The organism is Paenibacillus sp. FSL H7-0690, from assembly GCF_037980415.1.
GTDB classification, from domain to species: domain Bacteria; phylum Bacillota; class Bacilli; order Paenibacillales; family Paenibacillaceae; genus Paenibacillus_AQ; species Paenibacillus_AQ odorifer.
In genome coordinates, this window is sequence record NZ_CP150281.1 from 4976978 (window position 1) to 4993809 (window position 16832).

The 16832-nt window shown below is 43.8% G+C and carries 11 protein-coding genes; 1 reads left to right on the forward strand and 10 read right to left on the reverse strand.

Annotated elements, in window-relative coordinates; all coding sequences use genetic code 11:
- Positions 1 to 191: 191 nt before the first annotated feature.
- From MHI32_RS22020 to MHI32_RS22055, 8 genes are all read right to left on the reverse strand, one after another.
- Positions 192 to 1658: an extracellular solute-binding protein gene (locus MHI32_RS22020; protein WP_076129626.1), complete on the reverse strand. Its 1467-nt coding sequence runs from the start codon at positions 1656 to 1658 to the stop codon at positions 192 to 194.
- Between the two features lie 132 nt (positions 1659 to 1790).
- Positions 1791 to 2663, reverse strand: coding sequence for a carbohydrate ABC transporter permease (locus MHI32_RS22025; protein WP_340010847.1), 873 nt, complete (start codon positions 2661 to 2663; stop codon positions 1791 to 1793).
- 1 nt (position 2664) lies between these two features.
- Positions 2665 to 3585: a sugar ABC transporter permease gene (locus MHI32_RS22030; RefSeq protein WP_076129625.1), complete on the reverse strand. Its 921-nt coding sequence runs from the start codon at positions 3583 to 3585 to the stop codon at positions 2665 to 2667.
- A 117-nt stretch (positions 3586 to 3702) separates the two neighbouring features.
- Complete coding sequence (locus MHI32_RS22035) at positions 3703 to 5031, reverse strand: response regulator (RefSeq protein ID WP_076278412.1); 1329 nt, start codon at positions 5029 to 5031, stop codon at positions 3703 to 3705.
- Positions 5032 to 5050: 19 nt separating this feature from the next.
- Positions 5051 to 6844 carry a histidine kinase gene (locus MHI32_RS22040; RefSeq protein WP_076184180.1) on the reverse strand — a complete coding sequence of 598 codons (1794 nt, stop codon included), beginning with the start codon at positions 6842 to 6844 and terminating at the stop codon, positions 5051 to 5053.
- A gap of 2228 nt (positions 6845 to 9072) precedes the next feature.
- A complete protein-coding gene (gene pgmB, locus MHI32_RS22045) occupies positions 9073 to 9711 on the reverse strand; it encodes a beta-phosphoglucomutase (protein ID WP_076134520.1) in 639 nt (212 codons plus the stop codon).
- Positions 9712 to 9743: 32 nt separating this feature from the next.
- Positions 9744 to 12026: a glycosyl hydrolase family 65 protein gene (locus MHI32_RS22050; RefSeq protein WP_340010850.1), complete on the reverse strand. Its 2283-nt coding sequence runs from the start codon at positions 12024 to 12026 to the stop codon at positions 9744 to 9746.
- Entirely contained in the window at positions 12023 to 14329 is a 2307-nt protein-coding gene (locus MHI32_RS22055) for a glycosyl hydrolase family 65 protein (RefSeq protein ID WP_340010852.1), read from the reverse strand. Before MHI32_RS22055 ends, MHI32_RS22050 begins: the two co-directional genes overlap by 4 nt.
- Before the next feature lie 422 nt (positions 14330 to 14751).
- Between MHI32_RS22055 and MHI32_RS22060 the strand changes: the two genes are divergently transcribed.
- Positions 14752 to 15477 carry a Crp/Fnr family transcriptional regulator gene (locus MHI32_RS22060; RefSeq protein ID WP_036682945.1) on the forward strand — a complete coding sequence of 242 codons (726 nt, stop codon included), beginning with the start codon at positions 14752 to 14754 and terminating at the stop codon, positions 15475 to 15477.
- A gap of 179 nt (positions 15478 to 15656) precedes the next feature.
- On the opposite strand, the gene MHI32_RS22065 is transcribed toward MHI32_RS22060, so the two are convergent.
- Positions 15657 to 16448: a formate/nitrite transporter family protein gene (locus tag MHI32_RS22065; RefSeq protein WP_076130683.1), complete on the reverse strand. Its 792-nt coding sequence runs from the start codon at positions 16446 to 16448 to the stop codon at positions 15657 to 15659.
- Between the two features lie 52 nt (positions 16449 to 16500).
- Positions 16501 to 16821: a nitrite reductase small subunit NirD gene (gene nirD / locus MHI32_RS22070; protein ID WP_076130684.1), complete on the reverse strand. Its 321-nt coding sequence runs from the start codon at positions 16819 to 16821 to the stop codon at positions 16501 to 16503.
- Positions 16822 to 16832: the final 11 nt, after the last annotated feature.

Genomic DNA, 16832 nt, shown 5'->3' on the forward strand with positions numbered 1-16832 from the left:
ATACCCATTTCCTACCTTTCCGCTCGCAAAAATATTTTAAAAATGCAAATCTAATTTTGTTGACACTCTATTTTTCTCATGACCCTCTAAAAAAAAGTCGGAAGCCATCCGTCGTGTTGATTTATAAAAATATCAATAATATAAACATAAAAAAACCGACTCCTAATGGAGCCGGTTCTGTCCTTCCTTGCCTATTCTACTTTAATTGTATCGAAGAATTTCTCCTGCACTGTTTTTGCAGCAGCTTCAAGCTGTGTCTTGGAATCTGTTCCTTTTTTGGAGAACAGTTCTTGAATTACATTGGACATGGTTGCGTAGTAGTCCTGTGTATTGTATTGCGCTTCCGGTTTACCGTCCAGCAAGCCTAAAATATCAGGGCTGTATTGATATACATTAGTATATTTATCATACACAGCTTTTGTTTTCTTGCCGAAGTCAGAATCTGCAGAATAGTAATCTAAGAGCGGCGGAATAAAATATTTGCCATCCGTTGTACGTTGTTGCAGAACCGCATCCAGTGCTTCTAGACCTTTATCTGAGAAGTAATCAAATGTAATATAACGGAATGCCATTTCTTGCTCGTCTGGTGTTGCATTTGGATTGATTACAAGGTAGTCACCACCAAGTACCCCAGTGTGTTTTCCGCCTTTTTCCATCGCAGGCATTGGATACGTAAGTACATCTTCTGGTTTCAGACCGCCTTGATTCAACGCTTGCTCAATAACACCGTCAGATCCAGCCATTACCATTGCTGTACGACTTTGTTGGAATGCGCCTACAGCATCACCCCAGCCCAGTGCCCAGTCCTGAGGAATCGCGTTTGCTTCCCATCTAAGTTTCTTGTAGAAATCCAGCGCTTTAATCCCAGCCTCAGAATTAAAAGTAGCTACAACCTTACCGCCTTCAATCTTCTGAATTTCACCGCCAGCTTCGAACAGGAAGTTGGTCCAGTTCCAGCCTGCTTCATTCCCTTTACCCATTGGAGCAATACCGGAAATCCCTTTTTTGGTATCAGCTACACCTTTCGCGGTATTCAGCATATCATCCCAAGTCCAATCCATAGATGGAACAGCAACGCCTTTTTCATCCAACATTTTTTTGTTGATCATTGTGGTTGTTACATAACCCTTTTGAGTTACGCCGAATACTTTTCCGTCAATGATAAATTGATTTTGGAGAACCGGGTTAATTTGATCCTTAAATTCGTATTTATTCCACAGATCCGTAATGTCAGCTACCCAGCCTTTTTCAACTAGGAATTTTGCTTCTGTAGCGTAAGTGTTAAAGAAGGTTGGAGCTTCATTCGCTGCCATTTTGATGCCGATTTCACTTACATTGTACTGCCAATCGTCTTTGACGATTTCAACATTCGGATACTCCTCTTGGAAACGTTTGATCTTGTCATCTTCCTGTGCTCTAACTTCGGTTAGGTCAGGGGTTGGATAGTGAATTTTGATGGTCACTTTTCTTTGTGTGATATCATCAGTTGGCGCTGCTGTAGCACTGCCAGCATTATCTGTTGCAGCATTCGTTGGCGCAGTAGTCGCTTCCCCTTCCTTGTTTCCTGTTGTGTTTCCGTTATTGTTGTTACCGCCGCATGCGGTTAACAATGATCCGGCCACAAGGAGGCTTAGTAGCACGCTAGAGTACTTACGCATTGAAACTCCCCTTTTCAATTCATAGTTATCTTACATATCGATCATAAAAGAGAAATCGTTTACAAACGAGGTGCATTTATATTCCTTTCATGTGCATGTTTACGATCCGTGACTAAATTCGTCGATCCGCGCTTATCCCTTAACTGCTGATAATGCGACGCCACGCATAATGAACTTTTGGAAGATCAGGAAGACAAGGATCGGCGGCAACGATACGATAAATAGGATAGCGAATTTAATATTCGTATTAAGTGCCTTTACATTAATAACGTATTTATAGATTGCTGTCGCGAGCGTATATTTCTCTTCACTGTGCATAACCAGAGATGGCCAGAACCAGTCATTCCATGCAGTAGAAAAGATAAAGATCGCCAGCGTAGCAAATATCGGAACCGACAATGGCACTGCAATGGAGAAAAAGCTTCTCGGCTCAGAGGAGCCGTCAATCCGCGCGGCTTCAAAAATTTCAGGATGTATCCCATCAAAAAAGTTCTTTAAGAGTAGAAAATAGAATGTATTCGCACCAGCCGGCAGCCAAAAGGCAGCGTACTGATTCAGTAATCCAAGCTCTTTTAGATTGACAAAGTTGGGAATCATGTAGCTGGTCGCCGGAATAAATAATGTCATCAGGAAAAAGAAATAAATTGCCTTTCTGTAAGGAACATTCATACGAGAAATGCTGAAAGCAGACATTCCCAATACGACTAGTGTCACGACCATATTCCCCACAAAAATATAAATAGTGTTCTTAAGGAACATCAGCAGATCAATGTAGTTCATCGCTTTTTTAAGGTTGCTGAAGTGCCATTCCTGCGGGAAAAAATGCGGTGGGAATGAGTTCACCTCTTGATTCGATTTCAGTCCGTTAAATAACGTCATACAGATCGGATACAGCATGCTAAACACCATAATCAAAATAACCACGCACATCAAGCCATAAACGATCTTATTGCTTGTTTTTTTCAAATCATGTTCTGAGAGAATCCCTCTATCTGCGCTCTTCATCTTAGTTGTCCTCCTTGTTAAGCTTGAACTGTAAAATGCCCAAACCACCTAGGACTATGAACATTAGCATGCCAAGCGCAGTCGCTGTTCCATAATCGAGTCGCGTAAAAGCATATTTTACGATCAGCAGCGCATAGGTAAGCGTAGTATTATTCGGCCCACCATCAAGCAGCGCCATTTGTGACTGATACCCTTGTGAAGTCCCGATAATCTGTAATATAAACATCAAAATGATCAAATTACGTAGCGAAGGCAATGTGATGTACTTTATACGTGCCCACACACCCGCCCCATCAATCTCAGCTGCTTCATACCAATCCCGCGGAATGCTGAGTACAGCAGCCAAGTATATTAACATCCCTGATCCAAACTGCTGCCACGTCTCCATAAAAACAAGGGAAATCATCGACCACCTTGTATCTGTCAGGAAGGCAACCTGGTCCACACCAAGCGAGCTTAATACTGCATTGATTGGGCCCACAGGATCATAAAGCCATCTCCAGAGTCCATATAGCACCACACCAGGCATTACAAAAGGTAGGTAAGCCGCTACCCGCACAAAGCCCCCAAACCTTCTCAGCTCCGAGATCATAATAGCAAAAGCAATCGGAACCCAGAACCCGATAATAAGACATAGAAGCATGTAATACCCTGTATTTTTTAACGCGGTCAAAACATCCGGATCACTAAGGGCTCTAGCATAGTTCTCAAAGCCAACAAAGCTATTCCCTTTTACAAAATCAACATGGTAGAAGCTGTACAACAAGCCTTTAAAAATTGGCACCCACAAGAACATTACAAAAATAATCACAGCAGGTACGAGGAACATATATCCCCAAAAGTTTTTCTTCCAGCGGTTTTGCTTGTAAGGTGTACCCTTCAGCGCCGGCGGATTTTCGGATACAACTGCGGTTTGATTCATCAGGCTCCCTCATTCCATTTTTCTTTCAGCATTTTTCGCAAAATGCTTCCTACCTTAAATTGTAGAAAATGAGGGTTGTACTGAACATGTCTAAATCTACCGAAGTAGTATGTGTTTTTACTTCTTCAATTCACTGGGGCTAATCCCATAATATTTTTTGAAAATTTTACTAAAATGCTCCGGTGATTCATAACCTACACGCTCGGCGATTTCGTATCTGCGAAGATCTGTGTTCAAAATCATCTCCCGGCTTTCTTCCATCCGCAGCTTAATTACATATTCCCACAGGTTGTAACCTGTATTTTTCTTAAACAGATAGCTCAAATAATTGGGGCTGACATGGTTTTTCTTAGCCACTTCATGGATGGTTAATCCTTTTTGCGCATAGTTCTCGTCAATATACTCTCTCGCTTTCTCTACAATCAGATTGCTGCGTGTATGAAGCTCTTCTACTGAAGGATCGGTTGTGTAGCTGTTCCAATTAAAATCCCCGTAGTAAAACACATAATGGTCATTGTGTTCATTATTCCAGAGAATGGCTTTGGAGGCTTGACGGTTCAATACAGCCATAAAAGAAAGACCCTTGAGAATCTGGCTGATGCCGATAACTGCATTTAAGTGCAGATATTTTTGAATATTAAAATGAAGACTACGGCCAAGGATATCTAGCCTATTAATTTGGCTGGCAGACGAATCTTCATAGCTTTTTTCATCCCACTGAATAATGATCGTAATCTCTTCATCCTCTGCGTAAAAGGCTGTCGAGTTCCACTCCTGATCCATCAGCTCTTTGGCGATATTCAGCGCGGCATAACAAAGAAGCCGTCTGTCCCGCAGGGTGTAGTGCTTCTCCTGATTCGTTCCAGCAAGAGGTACCTTAATTTTTAAGACGGAAAAATACGGCCCTTGCAGCTTCAGGTTATCCAGCTTTTGCAAGCGTTCTGCATCACACAGTACACCTTCAGGCTCAATGAGCAGCTCATTCAATAACTTGCTGTATTCCGGAAGCGGCTCTTCCAGCCGAAAGCTTTCGTTAATTCCTGACATGAAAATATCCAATTCTGGTGATGGTTTCCCCATCTTAAGCAGCACATTTCGCACCGAATCCAGAAATTGCTCACTATTCAAAGGTTTGATCAAATAATCCTTCGCTCCAAGCCTAACGGCCATTTGCGCATATTGAAACGTCTCGTGTGCAGAAATCACGATGGTCTGTACCCAGGGTTTGGCCAATTTTGCATGCTGCATTAGATCAATCCCGCTCATTGCACCCATCTGAATATCAGTAACGAGCAGGTCTATTTCCTCCATCCGAATGCAGTCCAGCGCTTCAAAACCACTGTTTGCTGTATAAATATGGTCTATGTTTAACCCCGAAGAAGCTAATAAATTGCTCAGCCCTTTACAAATCAAGGGTTCGTCATCCACAACTAATATATTGAACATATCTGTATGCTCCCCTTCCTTAGTCCTGATTCTCTGATTTCGGAAGCTTAACCGTCACCAATGTACCGCCCTCTTTACGAGGGGTATAGCTGATGCCATAATCAGAGCCGAAGTGTAAATGAATACGCTGGTTAATGTTGCGAATCCCGTAACCGCTGGCCGGATTTGGACTGTCGTCATTCAGCACAGCTTCGATGGCCTGATAATCAACAGTCTTATAGCCATTATCTTCAATCGAGATCTCGACGGTATCGTCCACACAAACTGCGCTAATGATGATTTCCCCATCCTCGCCCATATTTTTGACACCATGAATAATAGCATTCTCAATTAACGGCTGCAGGGTAATTTTAGGAATTAGATTTCTTTTCGTATCTGGATGAATCTCCATTACTACACGAAATATATAATCATACCGGTGCTGCTGCAGCTTGATGTAGGCCGTTGCATGCTCCAGCTCTTCTTCAAGGCTAATCAGCTCCCTTCCCCGACTGAGGCTAATCTTCATAAGCTTGGATAATTCCTTGATCATCTCGGCGGATTCAACGTTACCTTCCAGCGAGCTTTTCCAGTAAATACTCTCCAAAGTGTTGTAGAGCAAATGCGGATTGATCTGCTGATAGAGCAGTTGAAGCTGTGATTCCTTCTGTTTTAGCTCCATCTGGTATTTATAAGTAATTAGTCCATTTAGCCTGCGGGCCATGTCATAGGTAGAGCCAATCAGCACACTGACCTCATCGTTACTCCCTCTTTTTGGCGTCTCAGGGACACGATTGCCTGGCTCAAACTTCCGGACGAAAAAAGCTAACTTTTGCAAAGGCGTCATTAATGAACGCCAGAAATAAGTAATCATGATTAATCCAAAAACAGCATAGGCCACAGTTATGTATTGAATCACACTTTTCATTTCGTTTTGTTGCTGCAGCAGCGCTTTTACGGCGATTTTGTAGACTAGCTTCTGTCCTAAGGCATGGTTATTATTGACCACATAAATAAAATCCGAGGTAATAACATCCACGGTTCCCTCCAAATCCTCAGCAACGACCGTCTCCGGCAGCGTAATGATCTCACCAGTATTATTCGTAGTAGAAGCGAGTACACGATTATCCAGATCTGTTAAGTAAATATCACCATCAGGCAACGATATGGATTTAAGGGATTCTCCGATTTTTGCGTCCATTTTGGTAATGACTAAAACCCCAATGGTCTCAGCTTTTCTGGAGATGTTATTGACAGCTCTCATATAGGTAAGAGTCTTCAAGTTTTCCGCTTGTGCACTTAGCTTCCCTGTAAATTTTAGAGATCCGCGACCCTTTTTCTGGACAACCTCCTCGAACCAATAGGGCTCTTCCGCTTTGGAAAAGAAATATACTCCCGCCTTCTTAACCTGTGGGAAATTGGGTGCAAAAAAATAATAATCCTCGGGATCGTATATATAAAGGGAATAATAGATGCCGTCCCCACGCTCCGCTCCCTGCGAGTAACTGACCAACAGCTTCTCTATCGTCTCATAACGTTTAACCCGCTCCAGAATGGTATCCGAACCCGTCATATTAATCTGTTGAATCAGAGGATTTTGAATTACAGTGGTAGTAATTTTATTTACGGTATCAATATCTCGGTTAATGATGGTGAAGTTTTGCTTGTTCAGCTCTACATAAGCATTCGTCACATGGCGCTTCAGAATTTGCTCAGCCTTCATATTCCCGTAAATGTTCAAAAACAGAATCGGCGAGATCATAATCAGAAACAGCAGGATAAGCTGTTGTTTGACGTTTAGCTTCAAAATCGGCCTAATCAGCCTAGACAACATCGAGATACACCTCCGGGTTCAATAACTATATCAAAGTGATAAACGCTTACATATGTTTATTTTAAAGTTTTTTATGTTCATTTGTATGTAGTTTTTTCTGTTGGGCGGATAAAAAGAGCACAATGATATGTTCGCCACTACGTGGAGCGTTTGGGCTTACGATCGCTGTTATCCTCAGATTTCCTGATTTTATACCGTTGAGCGGTAGAAATCCGAGGATAAAGGCGACCACTGGCGTTTCTCCAGCTCCAAACCTCCACTTCGCAACTCCATCAACGGAACTCTTAAAAACCGCAAACAGAAAAAGTGGGAGGCAACGTAAAGGACACTGCGTGGGGCTAGGAGAAATGAACTCTAAATGGAAGAAGTGCGATGTATGTTCTTGAACACTTGAATACTTGAACACTCAAGTACTTCAATACTTGAATGTGCTTTGTCTGTTGGGCGTCTGGATTACTTGATGTGCGATGGTGGTATTGTAGGGCGTTGGATTGCTTAATGTGCGATGGTTGCGTTGTAGGGCGTTGTGGGCGTTGGGTTTCTTGATGTGCGACTTATTACTTATTCGGCGTTTTGCATTCCCACACACACTCTTTTCACGATGAGCGATCGGACTCAGATGCAGCTATTGGGCTGATTTTTGGCTTTTACGGGGAGTTACGGACCCCAGAGGCATTATTCGTTCCAAACGTGTGCGATATGAAGGATTTTCGCGCCAATAGCGACTATGCGGTCCGATAGGATCGCAAATGAGCCGGATTATTACTTATAGCGACTATGCGGTCCGATAAACTGTTGAGCTTTTGACTAACGTTCTGAATGACTTAATATACGGCTAATAGCGACTATGGGATCCGATCACCGTCTGAGCTTAAGACTAACTATCTGAATTACTTAATGTGCAGCTCAGCTACTTATTCAGCGTTTACATTCCCACACACCCTCTTCACGTTGAGCGATCGGACTCAGATGCAGCTATTGGGCTGATTTTTGGCTTTTACAGGGAGGTTCGGACTCCAGAGGCGTTATTCGTTCCAAACATACGCGATACGAGGACTTTTCGAGCCATTAGCGACTATGGAGTCCGATATCTTCTCAAATGAGCGTAATTTTGGCTAATAGCGACTATGGGGGTCCGATCTCCGTCTGAGCTTTAGACTAACTATCTGAATTACTTAATGTGCAGCTCAGCTACTTATTCGACGTTTTGCATTCCAACACACACTATTTTCATGATAAGCTATCGGACTCAGATGCAGCTATTTGAACAAATTCCTGCTTTTACGGGGAGGTTCGGACTCCAGAGGCGTTATTCGTTCCAAACATGCGCGATACGAGGGCTTTTCGAGCCATTAGCGACTATGGGGTCCGATAGGATCGCAAATGAGCCGGATTATTACTTATAGAGACTATGAGGTCCGATACACTGTCCGAGCTTTTGACTAACGTTCTCAATTACTTAATATGCAGCTAATAGCAACTATGGGATCCGATCACCGCCTGAGCTTTAGACTAACTATCTGAATTACTTAATGTGCAGCTCAGCTACTTATTCGACGGTTTGCATTCCCACACACACTCTCTTCACGATAAGCTATCGGACTCAGATGCAGCTATTGGGCTGATTTTTGGCTTTTACAGGGAGGTTCGGACTCCAGAGGCGTTATTCGTTCCAAACATGCGCGATACGAGGGCTTTTCGAGCCAATAGCGACTATGGGGTCCGATAGGATAACAAATGAGCCGGATTTTGGCTAATAGCGACTATGCGGTCCGATACACTGTCCGAGCTTTTGACTAACTTTCTGAATTACTTAATATGCGGCTAATAGCGACTTGGGGTCCGATCACCGCCTGAGCTTGAGACTAACCTTCTGAATTATTTACTGTGCGACTTACTACTTATTCGGCGTTTTGCATTCCCACACACACTCTTTTCACGATGAGCGATCGGACTCAGATGCAGCTATTTGAACAAATTCCTGCTTTTACGGGGAGTTACGGACCCCAGAGGCATTATTCGTTCCAAACGTGTGCGATATGAAGGATTTTCGCGCCAATAGCGACTATGCGGTCCGATAGGTTCGCAAATGAGCCGATTTATGGCTAATAGTGACTATGAGGTCCGATAGCAGTCTGAGCTAGCTAAATACAGAGACTTTGCACAAAAAAAGACCGCCCCCAAAGTCATCCGCTACTTTGGAGTCGGTCCCATGTTCATTTAGAGCTTTAGTCTGTCAGCAGCTCATACAACCCTTTAACGACCAGATCAGCTTCCTTCAGCACCTCAGGTTTGCCGATACCTACAACCTTCATCCCAGCAGCTTTACCTGCTTGAACGCCTGCCTCAGCATCTTCAAACACAACACATTCATCCGGCTGCAAGCCTATCTCCTGAGCCGCGATCAGGAACACCTCTGGGTCCGGTTTGGCTAGTGACACTTTGTTGCCGTCAACAACTGCATCAAATAAGTCTGTAATGTTCAGCTTATTCAAAATAAACTCAGCGTTCTTACTGGCTGAACCTAACGCAATGCCAATCCCACGTGATCTCAATCCTGTTAGGTATTCTTTCACTCCAGGCAGCAGCTCCGATTCCTCGAGTCGAGAAATGTATTCTACGTACAGGCGGTTTTTCTTCTCCGCCATTGCCAGCTTCTCTGCTTCCTTAAATTCCAGGCCACCCACTTCCAGCAGGATATCAAGTGATCTCATCCGGCTCACACCTTTAAGCCGTTCGTTATCCTCCTCCGTGAATTTAAAGCCAAGCTCATCTGCAAGACTCGCCCACGCCAAATAATGATATTTGGCTGTATCTACGATCACGCCATCCAGATCAAAGATGGCGCCTTTCATATTTTCCAACATTGATTTGCTTCCTCTCCGTTGTGTATTAATATTTATAATCCCGTTTCGTCAAAGGCCAGTCGAAGGATCTCACCTGCAGAGCAGGACTTGCCTTCTCCGCCTTGCACCGAGAATACCAAGTCTCCACTGTAATCAGCAGCTGTGATCACAGTGACTTCATCCTTACTGATCCGCAGTTGGATGGTGTCGCCGCGCAGGGTAACCGGAAGCTGAACGGACTGCCAATGTTGCGGCAGAGATGGATTGATGTGCACAACCCCTCCATCGTAGTCCAACCCAGCGAAGCCAAGAACCGCAGCCATCCAAGCACCACCATTCGCAGCCGGATGAGTCCCTCCGATGTAGAGATCCCCTACATATTGCTTAGATTCGCCGGTGAGATCGACGGTAGCCGTACGCATAAAATACGGATAACCCCAATCCGGTGAACCAATATCAGCAGCTACCAAAGCGTAGATACAAGGGCTTAAGCTTGATCCGTGTTCCGTACGCGGTTCGTAAAATTCCCAGTTCGCTTGTTTCACTTCCTTGCTAAAGGAGTGCTTGAACAAATTCAGCATCAACACAACATCTGCTTGTTTAAGTATGGTTGTGGTGGTAGCTAAGCCATTGCCGCCGCCAAAATACTCATTTTTATTAAGCACACGTGATTTCAGTTCTGTTAGTTCTACATCCTCCAAGGTGAGGTACCGGTCGAATTGTTCAATAACAAGATTGGCAGGATCAGGCTGTGGAACATAAAAGCTATCCAGCATCGTTTTGAACTCCTCTAGGAATGGCCCTGAGCTAAACTGAGCGGACAATTGACTGTAATCCTCAGGATACTTCTCTTGCAGCAAAGCTGCCGTACGCAAGGCAATCTCAAGCGTCTCTTTAACCAGTGCATTCGTAAAAGCATTATTGTTCACACGCTCATGATATTCATCCGGACCTGTAACATCCAGAATCTCAAACCGCTGTTTAACCGAATTATAGTAAGCGTAAGAGTAGAAAAAGCGAGCGCATTCCCAAATGACCTCTGCTCCTCCACTAGTAAGCAGACTTTCATCGCCTGTGAATTGAACATATTTCCAGATCCCATGCACAACGTCACCACTGATATGAACCTGCTTATCGCGGAAATAGGTGCGCATCGGCCGGCCTGTAAATACATCATTCACATTAAACAAAGTACAGGCATCGTCTCCCGTATCCTGACTTTCCCAAGCATAAAATGCGCCCAAAAATCCATATTCCGCTGCCTTACGGCGAGCACCATCCAATGTATGAATCCGGTACATCATCAAGTTCCGCGCTACCTTAGGATCACTGTGCAGGAAAAACGGCAACATAAACATTTCCGTATCCCAAAATACAGCTCCCTTATATACCTGACCCGATAATCCCCGGGCTGGAATAGACACCTTCTCCGAAACTGTAGGCGCAATGATTAACAGCTGATAGATACTATATCTCAAGGCAAATTGGGCAGCTTCATCACCTTCGATGATTACATCACTGTGTGACCATCTCTCATCCCATATCAGACGGTGAGACTTAAATAACGCCTCATAACCCAGCGCCTCAGCAGCATGGACAGATTTAAAAGCTTCCGTCTCCGGCTGATCCGCATCAAGTCCAGTATAGACTGCTACATACTTAAACCATTCATACGTCTCACCCGCACGGGCATCAAAAGAAATCCGGCGAACAGCAGCACCATCTTCCAGTAGCTCCTCACCAAAACTGAATACCGCCCTCTCCGCCACAACCACCGGAATCTTCAATTCTCCGCTAACCGATGAAGAGATCAGCACCTCGTCCTTCAATTGCACCGTTTGTCCGTAGAGATGAGGTCCATTGATATCCCACACATCTACGTCAATTCCCGTCTCAATGGCTACTCGACAGTCTTGTGTGCTGCGAATAGAGTATTTACTAACGAGCAAGTGAAGATTATCCTGGCTTACGAAACGATCTGCGGTAAACGTCAACGTCCCTCCGTCAGATACAGCAAATTCAGTGCTCCGATGATGAATGGCATTTCGGATATTTAACTCCTGAGTATGAGCGACCGGTTCACGGTCAAGCACACTTAAGAGCTGATCATTACAGAAAATTTTGGTCAACAATCCATTAGGGGCATTAACGGGTTCTCTCCATTTGTCTCCTGCTCTGTCATATAGACCTGCGAGGGTGACAGCTGCTAGCTCGGTTTTACTGAATTCCTCCAGTGTGCCGCGATATCCCATGTAGCCGTTGCCTAACATATATTTGTTACCGTTCGTCGTCACAAGCTGTTTATCAAAACAACTATCCTTTACGATCCAGTTCATCCTGCCAGCATCCCTTCACCTAGTGGAAGCGTCTTTCCGGAAGCATCCACTGTAATCGACTGTCCGTACACTATAATTTCGGTACTTCCACCATTAACCGCAGTGATTGTTACTGAATTTTTGTCGACCACAATTCTCAGAAGCACTCCTTCATACAACACTTGGAAGCTATATTCATCCCAGCGTTCTGGCAGGGTTGGCTGAAAGGACAGACGCGCTCCATCCGATCGCATTCCGCCAAAGCCGTAAACAATATTCATCCAAGCAGCAGCAATTGAGGTAGTATGCAGCCCTTCACGGGTATTGCGGTTATAGTTGTCTAAATCCAGTCGAGTAGCGAATTCAAAAAACGAATATGCTTCCTCGGGTTTGCCAATTTCACTTGCCAAAATGGAGTGGATCGAAGGTGACAGCGAAGACTCATGAATACATCTAGGCTCGTAGTATTCATAGTTCGCCAGCTTCGCTTCTTTAGAGAATTGTCCGCTGTACAAGAACATAAACATAAGTACATCCGGCTGCTTAATCATGTCATAGCGATACAAACGATCATATGACCAGTTCGAATATAATGGGAATTCTGTTACCGGAATCGAATGAATATCAATATGTGGCATATCGAAGAACCCATCATGCTCTTCATAAACTCCTGTCACTTCGTCAACCGGAATCCGCATATGCTGCGCCTTGTTTTCCCAATCGGTGAGTTCCTCGTCATGAAGTTCTGTTTTCTCTACCACAGCTGCAAAAGCAGCAGGAGCTTGTTCTTTCATCTCCCGAAGAGTCTCTAGGGTGTATTCAAAAGATTGTTGAGCCATCAGATTAATGTAACAGTTGTTATTGACCATCAATTGGAACTCATCAGGACCCATTACGCCAAAATAACCATATTCCCCGCTGCGTTGCCCCCATTGACCACGTGTAGCATAGAATCTGCTGATCTGAATCAGCATCTCAGCCCCTTTACTATGCAGGAAGCTTTTATCACCGGTATTTTTGACATAATGCCAAATGCCATAAGAAACAGCAGTCCCTACATGAAGCTGAAGATTAGAGTGCTGCCAGAGATCACAGCTTTCTGTTCCATCTATAGTAGCAATAGGATAGCAAGCTCCCTCACAATCCACCTCTTTAGCGCGCTGCATAGCCTGTGGCAATGTTTTATATCTGAATTCCAATAAGCTCCGGGCAGCCTTTGGATTATTGAACATATAGAACGGTAAGCAATAGGATTCTGTATCCCAAAAAGCCAACCCACGATATACTTCCCCCGTCAGCCCTTTGGCACCAATATTAAAACCGGGATGATCGCCATGATAGGTCTGATAAAGCTGGAAGATACAGAAACGAATACCCTGTTGATTCTCAGGATCGCCCTCAATTCGGATATCACTTGTCTCCCAGATGCCCTTCCAATAAGCTGTCTGATCAGCGATTATTTGAGTATCCGTCAATTGGCTTGCGGTTTCAGCAAGAGACAGACCTTTGCTCCACAGCTCTTCAGCTGTATGGGCAGAATCACTATCCGAATAGTTCATAACCAGTTTGGTAAAATAGGAGACTTCTCCTTTCGTAAGGTCCAGGGTGAAATTTTGACCAACAAACTTATCACTCTCGACAGCAGTAAGCTGCAACGGCTGCGAGGATTGTAAGGTAAAGCTTGAGAACAGCTTGTTCCCAGTATTCACGGTACTCGCCATAATAGCAGAGGACGCTCCACTTACTCCGCTGCGGAGACTGTTCCACATACATTCGCCGCGTTCTTCATGAATAATGCCGAAATCAAGACCTGCACAAATGTCCACGCTCCCCGAGAAATTAAGGGGTTCAAATTCCACCCGCTGCAACCCCAAATGAGACATAGTCATGCTGACCAGACGTGTAAAGACTACTTTTAGCGACTTGCCATCGTTTAAATGCCAGATAAGCTCTCTCCGATACGTACCCTTACGAAGATCCAACCTACGCACATAATCCGTTACGTTACTTTTTGCTAAATCAAGCTGTTCACCATCTACAGATAGACGTGTATACAGCCAGTCCACCGCATTCACCATATATCTCAGCGAGCGAATAATCCCTTTGTAGTGATTGCCAATATCCAATTGTTCATTTAATCCATTAAAATAACTTCCTTGCAGGGTGTCACCTGAATACCCTTCCTCTGCATATCCCCTTACACCCATATATTCATTACCCAATGAAAAAATAGATTCCGAAGTCCGATTTCGCTCTGGATCAAAGCCCTCTTCAATAATTGCCCACGGATCAACCTTAAGATATTTGTCTGCTACTTTTGCCATATATGATTTCTCCTTCTCCTGATTTTTGCTCCAATTTCAGGATATCGCTGCATAGCAGTAGAGCCAATGTCCGACCGTAATGAAGATGTGTGCATTTATACGGAGTTGAGATAAAACTAATTTCTTGAACATGAATTTCAACTGTGTTATATGTTACAATCTAACGGGGACGCAAAAAAACAGCGATTAACCCAGTATTTGAGAATAATGGATAGCCGCTGTTCATATATCATAAACGTGAGATCACTTACTCTTTTTTAGTTAAAAAGAATATTACATCGAACACTTTAGAAGTGAAATTTATCACAATGTTGAAAATTCGACACTTTTAAACGATTTTTTATAACCAATTCGAGGGATTTTCAAGGTATAATTAATTTAAAATTTACTGAAAAACTGAGGGAATAAAGGGGATGTCGATTATGCTAAAAGAACATTACAATGTTATCGAAGCCCACGGAAATACAAACTGTTTCTCCGAACAGAATTTCAACAGACTTCTAGTTACAATGAAAGAGCGCATAGTTCCAGAGGGTTCACATCTATTCTGGGAAGGCGACTACTCGGATAAATTGTTTTATATCAAACGTGGACGTGTGAAATTAACTAAATCTACTGATGAAGGTAAAGAACTCATTCTTTATATGTATCAAGCTGGTGATATGGTAGGTCAAGCAGATCCATTCTTCAGCACTAAGCATAGCTTTACAGCCGAAGTGATTGAAGAAAGTGAAGTTGGCGTCATCGAACAAAAGGATCTAGAAATTCTCATCTGCCAACATTGTGACTTTGCTATCGACTTTATGAAATGGATGGGTATTCATCACCGTCTCACCCAAACTAAATTCCGTGATCTAATGATGTACGGCAAACCAGGTGCACTCTGCTCCACGCTCATTCGTCTTGGCAACACCTACGGTGAGAAGAGCAGCGACGGTGAGAATATCCTTATCAACAAAAAAATTACGCATACAGATTTGTCCAACATGATCGGTGCCACTCGTGAAAGTGTTAACCGGATGCTGAGCGACCTGCGTAAAAAAGATGCTGTTGAGTATGAGAACGGTATGATTGTCATCAAGGATCTTGGCATGCTGCAAGAAATTTGCCACTGCGAATTGTGTCCGAACGAAATCTGCCGGATCTAATTCCGTTATAATATACCCTCTATTCACCTCAATGAAACATACATGACCCAATTATTCTGCATAATATAAAATAGAGTGGTCCAAGGCGCCTAATGCAGGTGTCTTTTTTTTATATTCAACAAAAAAAGAGCTAAACCCAAGATCGGTTCAGCTCTAATATAGTTAATTAAAAATGGATCTTAACGGTTGTTGCGAGCACCACGCACTGGTGAGATCACCCAATAGGCCATACCGACGAATACGCCTCCACCAATGATATTCCCCAAAGTTACAGGGATCATATTATGCAGCCATCCAGCTATCGTAATGGTTTCCGGATGATTTGGAAGCAACACAGCAACACTAAGCAGAGTCATATTAGCCACACTATGCTCATATCCGCTTGCGATAAAGGCGAACAGACACCACCAGATTAAAATTAGCTTAGCAGATTCACTTTTAGCGCGTGAGGACATCCATAGCGCTAAACAGACCAGCCAGTTACACAGGATTCCACGAAAAAACAGCTCGGAGAACGGGAGACTCATTTTTTTAGCAGCGGCTGTAAAAATCAAATGCTCCGGCGGCGCAGCACTGAACAACCCAGTCCCACGAATTAAAAGTGCTAAAATCACTGCACCTACCACATTCCCGATGAATACAAGAATCCAGTTCTTAACGGTATCCCAGATACTAGTTCTGCCTGCCAGTGTACTTACAGTAAAAAACATATTATTCCCGGTAAACAGCTCTGAGCCTGCAAATACTACAAGCGTCAGGGCGATGCCGAAGGATGTGCCCATAATAAGCGGTTGGAAAGGAGATTTGGCAGCCGCTAGCGGTGCTCCTAGGGAGAAAATAAGGATAATCCCAATGCCTACATAAGCACCTGCCAATAGGGCTGCTAGAAAATATCTTGGCAAGCTTTCATTCATTTTGTCCCGCTTACTGACTGCCGTCTCTACGATGCTCTCCACACTTTGCGTAAACATAATACTCCACCCCACCGTTTTCTATTAAATCTATTACTACAATCTTCGGTGTCTACACGCTCACTGTAACTTTCTCTCCGTCCAGTGTGACTGGATAAGTCACCACACTACCTTGGTCTGGTGCCTGCACCTCACCCGTGCGCAGATCGATTTTCCAATCGTACAGTGGATCGTACAGATAGTGACCTGACACGATCCCTTCAGCAAGCGGGCCCCCCTTAGGATGAGGACTGCGATTCTCTACTGCATAGATGGCTCCGTCAGAGGCACGGAACACAGCCAGTTCAACATTTCCAGCAATCACTACGCGGCCAATTTGCAGCAGGAAATCCTGTACTGATCCTATTGCATACGTTTGTGTGGTCTTATTCATTGGTCTCTCCC